The following is a 15,770-nucleotide window of genomic DNA, read 5'->3' on the forward strand; positions in this document are numbered from 1 at the left end:
TGCCAGAACCGGACGTTGTACTTAATCATTTACGAGTCCGACACTGTTCAGCGCGCTACGCCACACAAAAACCAATGTCGCCGCTCCAAAAACATAATAAATCTTTATGCCACTTTAGATGGGACAGGCCTTTCAGTCTCGGATAGGCTTTGTCGACACAATACTATTCCCGCTGTAAATGAAATAACCACTGACACAAGCATGAAAAAATAAACAGGCTTTGTGGAATCGCCTGAGAAATAGATAATCATTCCGATTACAGGCAGCACCGACTGATTAAGTAATACAATTAGTGAAGATGTGCCGGCAAAGTGCGAAGGATTAATCGTTTCGATACGAATCATCCTGCATATATTCCCGGTAAAAACCTTGCCTGTAATGGACAGCGCATAACCTCCGACGAAAACTGAAAACAGTGAAGGATAAGCAAGCATTAGCAGTGAACTTGCCGTAATGGTGATAACAGCGAAAATTAGCATAGTTTTACGGGAAACCCTCGAATTTAGCGAGCCGTACAGATAGGTTCCCATCACGCCACATACGCCAGCGGCCACATCAATCAGGCCAAAATACTTTATGTGTAATCCCATGACTCTGTCAATCAGCGCCGTGCCGCTCGATTCGACCAGTCCATCAAACATATTATTTCCTCCGGCAAGACAGATACATAACAATAGCACCGGCGACAGAATAACAATTCTTATGTACTGTATAAAACCGCCCTCTCTGTTTGTACTGCTTACCAGTGAATCCGATTTTATAACCTGCGTGTCACGTAAGTCTTTTTTTCTCAGGATAAAAAATAACGCATTGGCCGCATATAAAATGCAGGGAACAATCAGCAGCATCCGGTAGCCATACTCAATTAACGCTATTCCAATAAGCGGCCCTGCCACCATCCCAAAGAAATCCATTCGGGATATTAGATTAGCATGATGCTCTTTAGTGCTGCTCAAGGTCGAAACGAGCTTTTCATACGAGATGACGGTCTGAGAGTTGCCGATCGAAATGATACTGCCTACGATGCCAAAGGCTACGGCAACGCTTAAATCGGATGAAAAACTGCCGAAAGCCAGAAAAAGACACCCTGCTGATTTTATTAAGTCTGAAGACACAGAAATCGGACGAACGCCAAGCCGGTCAATGTATTTTCCTATAAAAGGAATAATCAGTATCCTCGGCAGCCACCATAGCGCATAGGAGAGACCTGAATATTCAATACTGCCGGTGAGCTGGTAAACCAGAACCGGCGTAAGAAAAACCATCAGTCCGTCCGCAGTCATAACGCAGAACAGCATAAAAAAAAACAGGGTGCTCATAGATAATTTTTAGACCTTTTCTTTTAGAAGAACTTTAACATGTTTACCCGAACTCTCATCAAATACAACTACGGATTTAGGCGTATTATGTGTAGGAGTCTCTCTGACCAACTCCTGTTGCCTTGCCACCAGAAAAGCATAGTAATCGGTATCTGCTTCCTTCCTGTTTGTCCGGTAGCTCAGATAGTTCCGGTTTTTTATGGGCCAGTCTATAACGTCATGACCGGGTATATATTCTTTCTCATCGCTAAGGTAAATAACAGGTCTGTTAACCGTAATAACCCCTGCCATGTTTATCAAAGCGTGCGCGACGCCGCAGGGTATGATCAATTCGACATTCGGATGAGGGGTAAAGGTGATCTCTTCTTCCACAAACAGCGTGTCAGAGCCTTCCCGCATATCAACCAGCTTTAGCGTGATCCTGTGATCTTTTTTTCCCAGAAAAGTAAGATGATCTTCCTGACCAAGGTGCAAGCCGTAAGAATCAAAGTCGTAATGTTCGTTACCATGCTCGACAATATACATTGGTGATTTTCTGGTCAGCGGAACAATGCAGCTGTGCTTGCCAGTTCTGACTGAGGGAATTTCCTGAAACGCTACGCCCGTTATAGCTGATTCAGGCAGAACCAGCGCCTCTTCGTCTGCAAGCTTCTCCCTAATCCGCAGGTTGACTTTACTCCCATCTTCCAGCGTGAACTCTCTGGTTTCAGAGTGCTGAAATTTGTGCTTTTTGAGATTTTCATGCTGAAAATCTCCAATGCGGTGATAAACAATATCCGCTGCTTCCTCCGTCATGGGGATATAACCCGGTACGTCTTCGGGAGAGATATTTTCCGGAATATTAATCACGTCATTACCCGGAGACCAGTTCAGATCGGCCCGTGATAAGGTATCAATATCAGGAAGAAAGAGCGTATAAGAGTTAAGGGTGAAAATATTTTCCAGATTATGGAACGTGTGCGCCACGCCAGGGGGGATAATTAACGTCTTTGCCGATGACGGCGTGATTTCAAACTCAAGGTGTCTTCGAAACGTCGGTGAACTGGAGCGGCAGTCAATAAACTTGGCGAGAATACCCTGCTTTTCACTGCCAAGAAAGGTAAGAGTATCCTGTTGTCCCAAGTGAATACCGTACTGGCCATATTTAAATTCATGTTCACCGTGGTAGACGATATTTACCGGATGGGTCGTGACAAAGGGTACAACATAAGAATCTGACTTTCCATTATTGACTCTCCAGCGCGAAACCCAGCGCAGACCTTCAATAGTAATTTCTTTATTAAGCTGCTCGATTACATCGCTCATAAATATGGCCTCATAAAAAAGGCAGCCTTCAGGCTGCCTTATATCGTCAGAGATTTACCACTTCGATGTCATATCCTGCGCTTTTTGCGCTTTTCATAAGCTCACTAAGGCTACTGGTATTAAGCTGCGAATATTTATCATCCGCTGGCGCATTTTTAATGCCTGCCAGATAGGCAAGTTTATCAAAAGCAGCCGTAGCGGCTGATTTAGTTTGCAGCACCATATCTGTGAAAGAGTTACCCTCCACATTATTTTCATTCGCAGGCTTAGGAGATTTGTACAGACGTGAAACTTCGTTAATTTTGTTCATAAAAACTCCCTACTTTCAGTTGAAGGCATTATGAAAATTAGAACGAACTTGTTAGCGAAATGTCGTTTATTGACGTTTCAATTTACACTTATCATTAGGATAACTTAACTGTCAAGAATATTTATCAACTTAGTAACGAACAAATTTGATAAATAGTTTTTATGCTTTCACAGGCTCAGGCAGCAATCTCTCGCGATAACGCCTGGCAACAGCGCAGCTGCTGACATCTGTAGAACAGCAGGTAATCCTTCAGACGGAGCGAAAATGGTGTCAGGAAAAGGAGTAGGCGTTACGACAGAATAGATTTCCTGCGCCGTAGAGGTGGTGAGAGTCGCCCACACGCGGATTTTGCTGACAAGGAAACGTTGAATGGTCGCGTCACGGAATTAGCTCGTCTGAGTTCACATAACGCGTTGACTATATCCACTTTTCGCTCAAAGCTGTCAGTCAATTCCTTTGAATTCCTGAAAATTTTTCAGCCGCCGTTCTGCATGTCGGGTCAGAAACGCAGCGTGTCCAGGGCGGCGCGATTTAACTGTAATGGCTCTGATTTGCCTGAAAGTGGTTTGGTTACGTCAGGGCTGTATCCCGGCAGGCGTTCCTGAAAAGCGGTTCACCGGACAGAATATGCGGTCTATCCAGGAGGTAACTGTATCAATGCGCTGGGTCTCTGAGGCATAGATGGTGCGTAACTTTTTCTATGCCTGTTAAAGCAACAAAGCCAGCTCGTTCATAGAAAGTGAATGCCGATGGAGGAGCGTTTGTGTTGATAAAATCAAACCAGTGGCCAGAATCCTCAAGTATCTCACTGAGCAGGGCACTGCCAACCTGCCTTTTTCTCCATCCTGAGTCTACATAGAGATGTCGCAGACGTCCGATGCCAGTTTTTAGCGTAAACGGGTCGATGTTGAGTCCACAAACGCCAACGATTAATCCCTCTACAGAAGCCCCAATGAGTTTTTCTCCGGGTCTATCAAAACGGTTGTGTCCGCTAAGCCAGTTATCTTCCAGTCGGCGCAACATGTTAAATCCTTCAGCAATGCTCTGCGCTCTTAACTCAGCAAATCCTGGGCTGTCCGGGGTGACGTTTTTGAATTGGATGTCCATGATTCTTCCAGTGATTTCAATCTGCATAGTCTGGACAGTCTGGACAGTCTGGACAGTCTGGACAGTCTGGACAGTCTGGACTGAATTATGATTGTGCCCGGTATGACAATGGCCCACTCACACTTCCTACTGCCATCAATGTTTGCTCTGTGCCAGGAGCGGATGAGATGGCTCTGACTGAGGATTTAAAAGATAAGGCTGTGCAGAGAAAAAGCAATGAGCATCATTCCTCCGATAATGTTGACATATTTTTTCAGCATCAATGGGTTAGTTTTTTTGGCTGAGAATATGAGCGTTTGAGTGATTGCAAAAAGCCAGATGCTCATAACCACTATATGAACTGATCCCAGTATAAGGTAGTTGCAAACGCCACCCTTCCCTCCTGCGAACTGTGAAACGACTGTCAGATAAAAAAGGATGGCTTTAGGGTTCAAAACATTAGCCAGCCAGGCCTCTTTTAACGTCACGGAATGCCTTACACCAGTAAACCCGCCTGAATTTACCGTTTTCCCACTCCGTATGAGCATCGCGCCTAACCAAAGCAGATAGACAGTTCCGGTTACTTTAAGCACAGCAAACGCCGCTGGCGACGAGATGAGCACAGCCGTGATACCAAGCCCTATAGAAAATGCATGGGTATACATGCCCAGAGCTGTTCCGGCGAGAGTTCTGAATAAACCTTTGTTACCTCCTGCCAGAGCACTGCTCATAACGAGAGTAAAGCTCGCTCCGGGCGACAGAACAACAGGAAGTAATTCTGGCATAAAGCCAAAAATGTTCACATCCATAGATTCTGGATAGTAATTGGCTCTCTCTGAAATTGCCAGTCCAGGCGTTTCGCATATAGGTAATGTTCAGCTAAGCAAAACAGGGAATCGTCATGAATCAAACGTCCGCTTTTCTCTCATAGCGGGCATGATCCGATGTCAGACCGCTCTATTCCAGGAGCGGCCCCTCACAAAGCTGATTCTTTTCACGGGACGAACTCAGTCAAAAGCACGGTTAAACCCGTTGTGATCAAGAGGCCGTTCTTTGCTCAGCGGATTATGGAGAATAAGGCAGTGTGTCTTATAAAATATTCCCTCAAATGGGTATTATGAGGCGCTGCACTGCGGGGGCTTTAAAAAAGATATTCTCTTTGGTTATTGGTAAAAACGCTTTCTGGAATTCTTTAGTTTAAATTTTGAGACATATTGATGCCGGTAATATGAAAGCCATTCTTCTGATACAGTGCTTTCGCTGAGGCATTATTCGGAGCTACCCTAAGTCCGACTTCATTGATGTCCATTATTTTTAGCAATCTTTTCATTTCGCATAAGGCCAGACCACCGAAGCCACGGCCGCGCCAGTCAGGATAAAGGTAGAAATCACTTATCCAGGCTGATGGCCCGGTGATCGACAACCAGAGGATGCCAATAACGTCCTCTGGTTCATCAGGCTGTTGGATACACCATAGTTGATTAGCCGGAGTCATAACTCCCTTGGTTAACACGGTATCAATAGATTCTATGGCTTTGATTTGTGCTTTTTCGGAGAGATATCCCCGATTGTTTTGCAGATCCTGCGAATATTCATGGATGAAAAGAGAACGATAATTTTTGAATTCTTCTTCATTCATATTCCTGAGAGTAATCACACTGTCGTCCTGATGTGGTAGTTATGTGTTGAAGATATCACCTGGAAACTGTTTTTCAAGGTTCTCTGTTAAGGAATATTTTCTCTGCAAGTATGAATCACCACTGAGAATGGTGATATTCCAGGATAGAGAGTAAAACGGCACTTGCTGATTATTGCTAAGCTCCGTTTTTTGCCGTAGCGCCTGTTAACCAGCTTCAGAAGTTAACCCGCCCCTTTGCCATCAGACTCAGCCAGCAGGCCCGGAACGCTGTGTGATCCGGGGATTTTAGGCTGTTCGATTGAGGTGTCCCGACATCTTAAAATGTCACTGAAATTATATACTTTGCTTTCCTTCAGCTGATGACGAGACGCTGACCCGGAATGCAATAACCAACGCGGCAGTAAGCATGATACAGGCTGCAGTAATGAACACCCCCGTCACCCCGTTGAGGCCATAAATCAGACCCCCTATTGCTGCACCCGCGGCAATGGAGGATTGCACGGCGGCGACCACCATACCCCCTGCACTCTCGGCCTCATCGGGAAGCGTCCGGGCGACCCAACCTGACCACGCCACCGGTATGCCACCAAATGCCAGCCCCCACAGCATGACCAGCGCTGTAAGACCGGCGATTGATAACGGCAGAGTGATCATACCCAGTGCCGCTGCTCCCACCAGAGCAGGCATAATAATCAGCGTAAAACGCAGGCTGCGTTCCATCAGCCATCCTGCCGACAGTGTCCCGATAAAGTTAGCCATGCCAAACACCAGAAGTATTAATGCCAGCCCTTTTGCGTCTATGTGTGCGAGTCCTTCCAGCGCAGGCCGTATATAGGTAAACAGCGCATACTGGCCGGTGTGTGCAAGCACGCACCCCAGCATGCCCACACTTACGCCCGGCCTCTGGAGCAGAGACAATACGGATGCCGTCCTGGTCCTGACCACCGGCGGCATTCCGGGCAGCGTCAGCCACTGAACAATGAAAGAGATTGCGCCAACCGCAGCAGCAGCAATAAATGCGCTACGCCAGCCAGACATCTCGCCCAGATAACTTCCCAGCGGTACGGCAACAACAGTACCTACCGCGATTCCACTAAAAATGATCGACAGCGCCCGCGGTACCAGCCTCTCCGGCACTAGCCTCATCGCTACCGCCGCTGCCATACTCCAGAATCCACCCAACGCGATACCCAGCAGGATGCGCATTGCCAGCAGCATGACAATACCTGAAGAGAGCGCCACGAGCAGATTTGAGACGATCATAAGGGCAGTAAAGCTCAACAACACGATGCGCCGGTCCAGCGCACGCGTTAATCGCGGTATCAGTAATCCGGCAAATAACGCAATCACCGCCGTCACTGTTACGGCTTGTCCTGCAAGAGACTCTGACACCCCCAAATCCCGGGCGACAGGCGTTAATAAGCTGGCAGGCAGATACTCTGCGGTGAGCAGGCCAAAAACCCCCATGGTTAACGAAAAAACCGCAAGCCAGGCGGGCTGGATTTTCTCATCTCTTTGCACTCTTTCTTTATGAACCCTGATAGAAGTTTCATCCGTCATTTCTAAGTCTCCTGGAAAGTCGTTTCAGGAGAAGAAGTCTATTCAGGCGCAGCTGGATGATCTATGCTCTGAACCCCTCACTTTTTTACCCAAAACCCGAAGAGGCTTATGACTTCATCCTTCGCTCTGTCATCAGAACTCATCAGCGAGCTGCTTTCCGGCCTGCGGCTATACGGTGTGCGATATCAGCGTATCCAGACGGGTGATACGTTTGGCCTGAACTTCGCAAGCAGGCCCGGTCATGCTTATCTGCACTACGTCGCTGTGGGGGAGATGGTGCTTCATAGTGCAAACGGTGAAGTGCTTACGCTTTCAGCCGGAGAGGCTGTATTTCTTCCTCACGGCGACCGGCATCAGCTTTTGTCGGCAACAGCCGCCGACGTATTGGATATCGACAATATTGAAACAGCACCACTGGATGAAAACGTGAGTGGGATTGATACCTGCCCGAGTACCCAGGAAACGCCAGGTGCTGTGCTGTTTTTTGGTTGTATGAAAATTGACCTGGGAAGCATGCAGCGGCTGGCTGATGTGCTGCCTGTAATTATGCATGCCGATGCAAAGGGGATTCAGTGGCCAGGACTCATGCATATACTGGATGCGATGAAGCGTGAGATATGCTCCGGACGCGTGGGTTATGCAGGTATTCTCGCCAGGCTTGCCGATGTGGCTGGCGCGATGTTTATCAGAGGATGGGTGGAAGACGGTTGCGGCAATAGCCCTGGCCTGGCTGCAGCACTGCGCGATCCGCGTCTGGCTCAGGCCATCCTGGCAATTCACCGCGAACCGGGCCGGGACTGGACCGTGGCAGAACTTGCCGCCGAATCGCACATATCCCGCTCCGCATTCGCCGAAAGGTTTCAGAACACGATCGGCGTCCCACCACTACGGTATGCAACGGAAGTAAAGATGCATCTCGCTGTCCGCTGGCTGTCGTCAGAAAACATCACCATCGACACCGCATCACAACGGTTAGGATACTCCTCTCAGGCTGCTTTCAGCCGGGCTTTTAAGCGTGTAACGGGCAAGTCTCCAGGCGCGGTTCGTTTGCCTGGCTAATGGAGATTTATCCTTAGCGGGTTAACGCATCGAATTTTCTACGCTCATATACTGAATCCGGCAGGCTGGACCTTCCCAGCACGCTCAGGGCAAAGCAGACGCGCGTTTCTATATTTCGCACACCACTGTGACGGAAAGGTTCAGGTCATCGGCATCCCGCAATGACCATTTCTCAAGCTTACCGGTGTGTAAGTAGCGGATAGGCCGCCGCAAGGCGCTTTTATTATCCCCCTCACTGGGAAGTGGTAGACGCCAGGCCCTGATAGATTAGTGCATACTTCTTCAAAATTAAGGATCAAAAAAATGAAACGCAGAATTATGCTGCTGGATGTCCTTCCTGATGCGTTATCAATAAAAGAAATAGCAGGTTACGTTTCTCCGGAGATCGAGCTTATTGTCAACCTGCCGCAAAACGGTTGTCACGCATACCAGGCGCAGCGGCATGTTGAAAGCGTGAGTATTAACATCCACGATGAAGAACAGATTCTGGCGGTTGCACGGCAATTTGGGGGATTCGATGCGATTAAAATCAGGAAAAACGTACCTCTGAGGAAAGAGTTACTATGCGCACTAACCGCTGATGACCTTGCTACACGGTTAAAAGTGATTGGTCAGGCAGGCGTCGGCCTGAATCATATTGATACCGGCGCGGCTGAAGAACTTGGAATCGATGTTTTTAATACACCCGGCGCAAACGCAACAGCGGTTGCTGAGTTTACCTTGCTACAGATGCTCGCCCTGCTGCGTCAGACTCACTGGCATCAGGATCAGATGCGAAGAGGCCACTGGAGTAAGTCAGCACGGCCTCCTGCGCGCTCGTTAAGTGATATCTCTGTTGGGCTGGCAGGCAGTGGTGCTATATCCAGGGCGCTGATTGCACTGCTGAAACCTTTTCATTGCCCGGTTACCGTTCTGGGTAGTTCCCGCTTCACGGATAAAGATGCGGATGAGCTTGGCGTCATGAGGGCTGATGACCTGCTGGCTTTGCTCAGCGGGAATGACATGATCTCTCTTCACCTGCCTTTGAACTCTGATACGCATTATATGCTCAACGCATCTGTCCTTCCCTGTATCAGAAAAGGGGCGTATTTACTCAACATGTCACGAGGCGGACTGATTGATGAGGCGGCCCTTGCAGCTTTTATGCAGCAGCATCCAGGATGGATTTCAGGTGTTGCCCTGGATACCTTCGAAGCGGAGCGCGAACCCTTTTATTCTCCATTACAGGAATCAGAATATGCACTTCTCACTCCCCATATCGCGGGCACAACGGAAACTGCCCTACTGACTTCTGCTCTCAGCGTTCAGCAGGGCATTCTGTCCAGACTGGCAGCGTGTGCAGAAAAATAGTTAAACAGGCTTAAGAACCGGTTGGTATTACTGAAAGTCACGATTAAGAACTCTCTGCTCTGCAAAGCGTTAACCTTGTGGATTCGGTGAGAAGATTATTCGTTACACAGCCTGTACAGGGCAAAGTGCATCCAGACGGGAACATCTGTAACAGGCTTACCACCATGAAGATATTAACACCCTGAATGATGTCATGCTGTCCCTCAGCTATTTACCTGAACGCATGCGGATATCTTTCACAGGGAATACAGCCAGCGGAGATGATGAGTTGACCTGATTCATTTTCAGGGCGGTTTATTTTCTTTTATCATCGATAAAACCGTATCAGAGGCGTTATGCCACGGTTCAAGAACCTGCATCTGCGCAAGAACTTCCAGTCCCTCAAGTTTATAAAGGCCGGATAGTGCAATTTCTTTACCCAGCTCATCCAGACCCGCAGAATTCTTATAGTCTGCATATTCCACGAAGTCCCTGAACCCGTTGAGTACCAGCCGTCGGGCTATATCCTCTGTCAGCCCTTTCTGCACAAACCAGCTTTGCAAACCTTCTGCGAGGAAGTAGAACCAGCTGTTCATACCCATGCTGGCCGTAGCCAAATCAAATTCTGATTCATCGGTAAAAACGGTTAGCTGGCCTAGCCGGTTAAATAGGACCTGAATATTATTATCGGCAGCCGTCAGGAGCACACTCGATTGGTTAATTTCAGCAGCGAAGGCGAACATCAATCTCACACAGTCAGTATGTCCGAATAAATCGCGCAGCTTCTGAGTGGAAATAGCCGGTACAAGAGAAATCAGGGTTTGCGGGCAGCGTAACTGTATCTGAGGCGCTATTTTCCTTAGATAATGATCTTCCCCGCCGAGAATAATGATATCAACTTCATCGACGACATCCTGGTAACTATCCAGCGTCCAGCAGGGCAGATCTACTGAAAGTTTTCGCGCACGTTCGTTGTTTCCACAAAAAAGAAATATCTGTGAATCCGGAACGGCACGAAACAACCCCCGTACCAGTTTTTCAGTTAACGCATCCACATCCAGAATACCGATCCTTTTCATCCGTCCCCCGCCATCAGTTCCATTTCGTCATGTTTTCAATGGTGCAAGCAAGATCAGCGATGCCTTTGACCCCGTGTGTAGTGAGGCACATCGAAGTGTGCTGTTCTTAAAGCGCCTTCTTATCGGTTTCTGACGGCTGCCAGCCGCCTCTCAGCGCCCTGAATGTCGCGACAGCGGCGCGGGCAGACTCTGTCTGCGCCTGTGCCCTGGCATCAGAAATCTGTAAAAGTGTTTCATCATTGTGAAGGACGTCTATCAGGCTTGCCGTTCCCTGCCGGAAGGCGACAAAAGATGACTGGCGGGCGCTGGCAAGGGCTGCTTCACCTTTAAACAGGGTTGCGATCTGATTTTCATGGTCAGCAGGAGCACGTCAGGGCGGTGATAATCTGGCCCGACAGCGCAACCGGCCAGCAGCCCGGAGCTGACCAACAATGAGAGGTACGTAAGGTGAACATTAAGAGTCCCTGAGATAATCCAGAATGGTGACTACATTATCAAATAGTCACTAGTTGTCAATCTGGCTACCTCGTGGTGCGGTTGCAGGAATGACCAGATGCATGAGCCTCTGCTTTACGTCTTATTCAGCGGTGCTGTGATCAAACTGAGTCAGAAACGTGTCTTACCCTGAAATTGTGACTATTGACATTAATAGTCACTGGTCTGAAAATGCGGGTACTGTCATGTTTAACGAATAAGGTTACCTATGCTCAGGCTCAAACCTGCCACCCTTGCTCTCTGCCTGTTGCCGCTGGCCCTGGTGGCCTGCGGCGACCCGTCCGGTGCCGACGATCCGCGTACTCAGCCTCCCCTGGTCAGGGCTGCTACCGTGGTGAGTGCTGGCGATGCCTCCCGCGCATTCACTGGCGTTGTTGTTGCACGCACACAAAGCGACCTCGGCTTTCGGGTACAGGGCAAAATTCTTGAGCGTCTGGTCGATACCGGCCAGACCGTTAAGCGTGGTCAGCCCTTAATGCGTCTGGATCCGGTTGACCTGAGTCTCCAGGCGCAGGCGCAGGCACAGGCCGTTGCGGCTGCGCGGGCTCGCGCCAGACAGGCAACGGATGATGAGGCGCGTTATCGCAGGCTGGTCGCTGGAGGCGCTGTTTCAGCATCGGCCTACGATCAGATAAAAGCCGCCGCAGATTCGGCCAGGGCCGAACTCAGCGCTGCTCAGGCACAGGCCAATGTCGCCCGGAATGCGACAGGTTACGCCGTACTGCTGGCGGATGCGGACGGCGTGGTCATGGAAACGCTGGCTGAACCCGGGCAGGTTGTTGCGGCAGGCCAGCCCGTCGTCAGACTGGCGAGAGCAGGCCAGCGTGAAGCCATCGTGCAGCTGCCTGAAACGCTGCGACCGGCTATCGGCAGCGAGGCGCAGGCCACACTGTACGGCTCAGCAAAGCAGTCTGTTTCCGCCAGGCTGCGTCTTCTTTCCGATGCGGCTGATCCTGTAACGCGGACTTTTGAAGCAAGGTATGTGCTTGAAGGCGCGCTGGCCAGTGCGCCGCTCGGCTCTACCGTTACGCTGCATATAGCAGAAGATAAAGCGTCCGGTCAGGTACTACAGGTACCGCTGGCGGCGATTTATGACCCGGGCAAAGGTGCTGGCGTCTGGGCTATTTCAGGCAAGCCGGCCAAAGTGTCATGGCAATCCGTCCAGGTGCTTAGCCTGGGGGACGATGCAGCCAGCGTAACCGGTGGCCTCAGGCCTGGCGATCAGGTGATCGCACTGGGGGCACATCTGCTGCATGACGGTGAAGTAGTGCGAATAGCGCCACCCAACAGCGCTACTGCTGCCGGGAGTCAGCCATGAGCAGCGGGCGTTTCAACCTTTCCGCGCTTGCGGTTCGCGAGCGTTCAATCACCCTGTTCCTCATTATTCTGATTACTGTCGCCGGTACTCTGTCGTTCTTCGAACTCGGACGGGCTGAAGACCCGCCGTTTACCGTCAAGCAGATGACCATTATCTCTGCCTGGCCGGGTGCGACCGCCCGGGAAATGCAGGATCAGGTTGCCGAGCCACTGGAGAAGCGTCTGCAGGAGCTCAAGTGGTATGACCGCAGTGAGACCTACACGCGTCCCGGTCTGGCTTTTACCATGTTGTCACTGCAGGACAGCACGCCGCCGTCAGAAGTGCAGGAAGAATTCTACCAGGCGCGTAAGAAGCTGGGTGATGAAGCCCAAAGCCTGCCGGCGGGTGTGATCGGACCGATGATTAACGATGAGTTCTCTGACGTGACCTTTGCGCTCTTTGCGCTTAAGGCGAAGGGGGAGCCACAGCGCTTACTGGCCCGGGATGCGGAATCGTTGCGCCAGCAGCTTCTGCATGTGCCCGGCGTAAAAAAGGTCAACATTATTGGTGAACAGAGTGAGCGAATTTTTGTCTCGTTCTCTCATGACCGGCTGGCCACGCTGGGTATCTCTCCGCAGGATATTTTTTCCGCACTGAACAGTCAGAACGTTCTGACCCCTGCCGGTTCGATTGATACCAGCGGCCCTCAGGTCTTTATTCGTCTTGATGGTGCCTTCGACAAACTGGAGAAAATTCGCGAAACGCCTGTTGTTGCCCAGGGCAGAACGCTGCGTCTCTCGGACGTGGCGACGGTTGAACGAGGCTACGAAGATCCAGCGACCTTTATGGTGCGTAACCAGGGAGAACCGGCTCTTTTGCTGGGCATCATCATGCGTGATGGCTGGAATGGTCTGGATCTCGGTAAAGCGCTGGATGAGAAAATGGTCAGAATCAATCAGGGCATGCCACTTGGCATGACGCTGACCAGGGTGACCGATCAGTCCGTCAACATCCGTTCAGCCGTTGATGAGTTCATGGTCAAGTTCTTTGTCGCCCTGCTGGTGGTGATGGTGGTCTGCTTCGTCAGTATGGGCTGGCGGGTGGGCGTTGTGGTCGCCGCCGCCGTGCCACTGACGCTGGCTGTCGTTTTTGTCGTGATGGAGGCTTCCGGTAAAAACTTTGACCGCATCACGCTGGGTTCCCTGATCCTGGCGCTGGGTTTGCTGGTGGATGACGCCATTATCGCCATAGAAATGATGGTGGTGAAAATGGAGGAAGGCTACGACCGTATCAAAGCGTCCGCCTATGCCTGGAGCCATACGGCGGCGCCGATGCTGGCGGGTACGCTGGTGACGGCCGTGGGCTTTATGCCCAACGGGTTTGCACAGTCCACCGTCGGCGAATATACCAGCAACATGTTCTGGATTGTGGGCATCGCCCTGATCGCCTCATGGGTGGTAGCGGTGGTCTTTACGCCTTATCTGGGCGTGAAAATGCTGCCGGAAATCAAAACGGTGGAGGGTGGGCATGCAGCCATCTACAACACCCGTTATTACAACCGCTTCCGGCGCGTACTGACTCGCGTTATTGCGAACAAATGGCGGGTAGCAGGATCGGTTATTGCCATCTTTACCGTTGCTGTTCTCGGGATGGGGCTGGTCAAAAAACAGTTTTTCCCTACCTCAGACCGTCCGGAAGTGCTGGTAGAAGTTCAGATGCCTTATGGCACCTCCATTGAGGAGACCAGCGCCACAACTGCAAAAATCGAAGCGTGGCTTCAGAAGCAGAAAGAGGCAAAAATCGTCACGTCCTATATCGGCCAGGGGTCACCGCGTTTTTATCTGGCCATGGCACCCGAACTCCCTGATCCCTCGTTTGCAAAAATTGTGGTGCTGACGGACAGCCAGGAGGCGCGTGAGGCGCTGAAGTTCCGGCTGCGCGAAGCGGCGGCTCACGGACTGGCACCAGAAGCGCGCATCCGCGTGACACAGCTGGTGTTTGGTCCCTACTCGCCCTACCCGGTGGCTTATCGCGTTATGGGTCCGGATCTGAACACGCTGCGCGCTATTGCAGACAAAGTAGAGGCGGTGATGCAGGCCAGTCCGATGATGAGAACCGTCAATACGGACTGGGGCCCGCGGGTGCCGACGCTGCATTTCACGCTCAATCAGGATCGTCTGCAGGCCGTGGGCCTCACCTCAAATGCTGTTGCACAGCAGCTTCAGTTCCTGCTTTCAGGCGTTCCGATCACATCGGTGCGTGAAGACATCCGCTCAGTGCAGGTTATGGGACGCGCGGCGGGCGACATACGGCTTGATCCCGCCAAAATAGCGGGCTTTACCCTAGTCGGCTCCGCCGGTCAGCGTGTTCCGCTTTCACAGATAGGGGAAGTCGGCGTCCGCATGGAAGATCCGATTCTGCGTCGTCGCGATCGCACCCCGACAATTACGGTACGTGGCGATATCGCTGAGCACCTGCAGCCACCGGATGTCTCCACCGCCATGCTCAAAGAACTGCAGCCGGTAATCGACAACCTTCCGGCTGGATACCGTATTGAGCAGGCGGGCTCTATCGAGGAATCCGGTAAAGCGACGAAAGCGATGGCACCGCTGTTTCCGATAATGATCGCGATAACGCTGCTGATTATCATTCTGCAGGTGCGGTCGATGTCAGCGATGGTGATGGTCTTTCTTACCGCGCCACTGGGACTGATTGGTGTGGTGCCTACGTTACTGCTGTTCAACCAGCCGTTTGGCATTAATGCTCTGGTTGGCCTGATTGCGCTGTCGGGCATCCTGATGCGTAACACCCTGATCCTGATCGGTCAGATTCACCATAACGAACAGGAAGGACTTGCACCGTTTGATGCGGTAGTGGAAGCAACGGTACAACGTGCCCGTCCGGTCTTACTGACGGCAATGGCCGCCATTCTGGCATTTATTCCGCTGACGCACTCAGTCTTCTGGGGAACTCTGGCTTATAGCCTGATTGGCGGTACGTTAGGCGGCACCGTTATTACGCTGGTTTTCCTGCCCGCGATGTACGCGATCTGGTTCAGAATTCGCCCTGAGACACCGACGTCTGCTGACAAAAAAGCCCTGACCTGATGCTGACGCAGCAAAGGGTGTGAATTCCTGAATAAGGGATTCACACCCTTTAACCCAGAGAAGTGAATGAAGAGGTTTCAACGCAGGGTTCTTGAAGGTCAAAAGCGAAAAGTCATGACCGGTTGCGGCATTGTCAGTGCTTTCGGGTAGGGTCCCGGGAAGGTCGGGTACCGGTATAAGAAGGA

12 protein-coding genes and 1 pseudogene are annotated in these 15,770 nt (G+C 50.8%); 4 read left to right on the top strand and 9 right to left on the bottom strand.

Annotated elements, in window-relative coordinates; genetic code table 11:
- Window positions 1-104: 104 nt before the first annotated feature.
- The 7 genes from AC0T7J_RS11820 to AC0T7J_RS11850 form a co-directional block, all read right to left on the bottom strand.
- Window positions 105-1,319 carry an MFS transporter gene (locus AC0T7J_RS11820; RefSeq protein WP_473794370.1) on the bottom strand — a complete coding sequence of 405 codons (1,215 nt, stop codon included), beginning with the start codon at window positions 1,317-1,319 and terminating at the stop codon, window positions 105-107.
- A 9-nt stretch (window positions 1,320-1,328) separates the two neighbouring features.
- Window positions 1,329-2,624, bottom strand: coding sequence for a dTDP-4-dehydrorhamnose 3,5-epimerase family protein (locus AC0T7J_RS11825; RefSeq protein ID WP_473794372.1), 1,296 nt, complete (start codon window positions 2,622-2,624; stop codon window positions 1,329-1,331).
- A 46-nt stretch (window positions 2,625-2,670) separates the two neighbouring features.
- Entirely contained in the window at window positions 2,671-2,934 is a 264-nt protein-coding gene (locus AC0T7J_RS11830; protein WP_473794373.1) for an XRE family transcriptional regulator, read from the bottom strand.
- Window positions 2,935-3,588: 654 nt separating this feature from the next.
- Window positions 3,589-4,041 carry a GNAT family N-acetyltransferase gene (locus AC0T7J_RS11835; RefSeq protein ID WP_473794375.1) on the bottom strand — a complete coding sequence of 151 codons (453 nt, stop codon included), beginning with the start codon at window positions 4,039-4,041 and terminating at the stop codon, window positions 3,589-3,591.
- 185 nt (window positions 4,042-4,226) lie between these two features.
- A complete protein-coding gene (locus AC0T7J_RS11840; protein ID WP_473794376.1) occupies window positions 4,227-4,829 on the bottom strand; it encodes a LysE family translocator in 603 nt (200 codons plus the stop codon).
- Between the two features lie 383 nt (window positions 4,830-5,212).
- Window positions 5,213-5,659: a GNAT family N-acetyltransferase gene (locus AC0T7J_RS11845; protein ID WP_473794378.1), complete on the bottom strand. Its 447-nt coding sequence runs from the start codon at window positions 5,657-5,659 to the stop codon at window positions 5,213-5,215.
- A gap of 333 nt (window positions 5,660-5,992) precedes the next feature.
- Entirely contained in the window at window positions 5,993-7,219 is a 1,227-nt protein-coding gene (locus AC0T7J_RS11850; RefSeq protein WP_473794380.1) for an MFS transporter, read from the bottom strand.
- A gap of 108 nt (window positions 7,220-7,327) precedes the next feature.
- Between AC0T7J_RS11850 and AC0T7J_RS11855 the strand changes: the two genes are divergently transcribed.
- Together AC0T7J_RS11855 and AC0T7J_RS11860 are read left to right on the top strand one after the other, a co-directional pair.
- Complete coding sequence (locus tag AC0T7J_RS11855; RefSeq protein ID WP_473794381.1) at window positions 7,328-8,278, top strand: AraC family transcriptional regulator; 951 nt, start codon at window positions 7,328-7,330, stop codon at window positions 8,276-8,278.
- A 303-nt stretch (window positions 8,279-8,581) separates the two neighbouring features.
- A complete protein-coding gene (locus tag AC0T7J_RS11860) occupies window positions 8,582-9,628 on the top strand; it encodes an NAD(P)-dependent oxidoreductase (RefSeq protein WP_473794382.1) in 1,047 nt (348 codons plus the stop codon).
- A 284-nt stretch (window positions 9,629-9,912) separates the two neighbouring features.
- Here the strand turns inward: AC0T7J_RS11860 and AC0T7J_RS11865 are convergent, their stop codons facing one another.
- On the bottom strand, window positions 9,913-10,686 hold the full coding sequence (locus AC0T7J_RS11865; protein ID WP_473794384.1) for a pyrroline-5-carboxylate reductase: 774 nt from the start codon (window positions 10,684-10,686) through the stop codon (window positions 9,913-9,915).
- A gap of 106 nt (window positions 10,687-10,792) precedes the next feature.
- Window positions 10,793-11,038, bottom strand: a pseudogene (locus AC0T7J_RS11870) (TolC family protein); the annotation flags it as partial.
- Window positions 11,039-11,389: 351 nt separating this feature from the next.
- On the opposite strand from AC0T7J_RS11870, the gene AC0T7J_RS11875 reads away from it, so the two are divergent.
- Window positions 11,390-12,499 carry an efflux RND transporter periplasmic adaptor subunit gene (locus tag AC0T7J_RS11875; RefSeq protein ID WP_473794386.1) on the top strand — a complete coding sequence of 370 codons (1,110 nt, stop codon included), beginning with the start codon at window positions 11,390-11,392 and terminating at the stop codon, window positions 12,497-12,499.
- The gene (locus tag AC0T7J_RS11880; RefSeq protein WP_473794388.1) at window positions 12,496-15,585 is read left to right on the top strand and encodes an efflux RND transporter permease subunit; all 3,090 of its coding nucleotides are present in this window, start codon (window positions 12,496-12,498) and stop codon (window positions 15,583-15,585) included. Before AC0T7J_RS11875 ends, AC0T7J_RS11880 begins: the two co-directional genes overlap by 4 nt.
- Window positions 15,586-15,770 lie beyond the last annotated feature (185 nt).

The organism is Pantoea sp. E956-1 (genome assembly GCF_982223955.1).

Coding starts and splice junctions, on each gene's coding strand:
- AC0T7J_RS11835 (WP_473794375.1), bottom strand. CDS start 4,041: ATGGACATCCAATTCAAAAACGTCACCCCGGACAGCCCAGGATTTGCT.
- AC0T7J_RS11830 (WP_473794373.1), bottom strand. CDS start 2,934: ATGAACAAAATTAACGAAGTTTCACGTCTGTACAAATCTCCTAAGCCT.
- AC0T7J_RS11875 (WP_473794386.1), top strand. CDS start 11,390: ATGCTCAGGCTCAAACCTGCCACCCTTGCTCTCTGCCTGTTGCCGCTG.
- AC0T7J_RS11825 (WP_473794372.1), bottom strand. CDS start 2,624: ATGAGCGATGTAATCGAGCAGCTTAATAAAGAAATTACTATTGAAGGT.
- AC0T7J_RS11845 (WP_473794378.1), bottom strand. CDS start 5,659: ATGAATGAAGAAGAATTCAAAAATTATCGTTCTCTTTTCATCCATGAA.
- AC0T7J_RS11850 (WP_473794380.1), bottom strand. CDS start 7,219: ATGACGGATGAAACTTCTATCAGGGTTCATAAAGAAAGAGTGCAAAGA.
- AC0T7J_RS11880 (WP_473794388.1), top strand. CDS start 12,496: ATGAGCAGCGGGCGTTTCAACCTTTCCGCGCTTGCGGTTCGCGAGCGT.
- AC0T7J_RS11855 (WP_473794381.1), top strand. CDS start 7,328: ATGACTTCATCCTTCGCTCTGTCATCAGAACTCATCAGCGAGCTGCTT.
- AC0T7J_RS11865 (WP_473794384.1), bottom strand. CDS start 10,686: ATGAAAAGGATCGGTATTCTGGATGTGGATGCGTTAACTGAAAAACTG.
- AC0T7J_RS11840 (WP_473794376.1), bottom strand. CDS start 4,829: ATGGATGTGAACATTTTTGGCTTTATGCCAGAATTACTTCCTGTTGTT.
- AC0T7J_RS11820 (WP_473794370.1), bottom strand. CDS start 1,319: ATGAGCACCCTGTTTTTTTTTATGCTGTTCTGCGTTATGACTGCGGAC.
- AC0T7J_RS11860 (WP_473794382.1), top strand. CDS start 8,582: ATGAAACGCAGAATTATGCTGCTGGATGTCCTTCCTGATGCGTTATCA.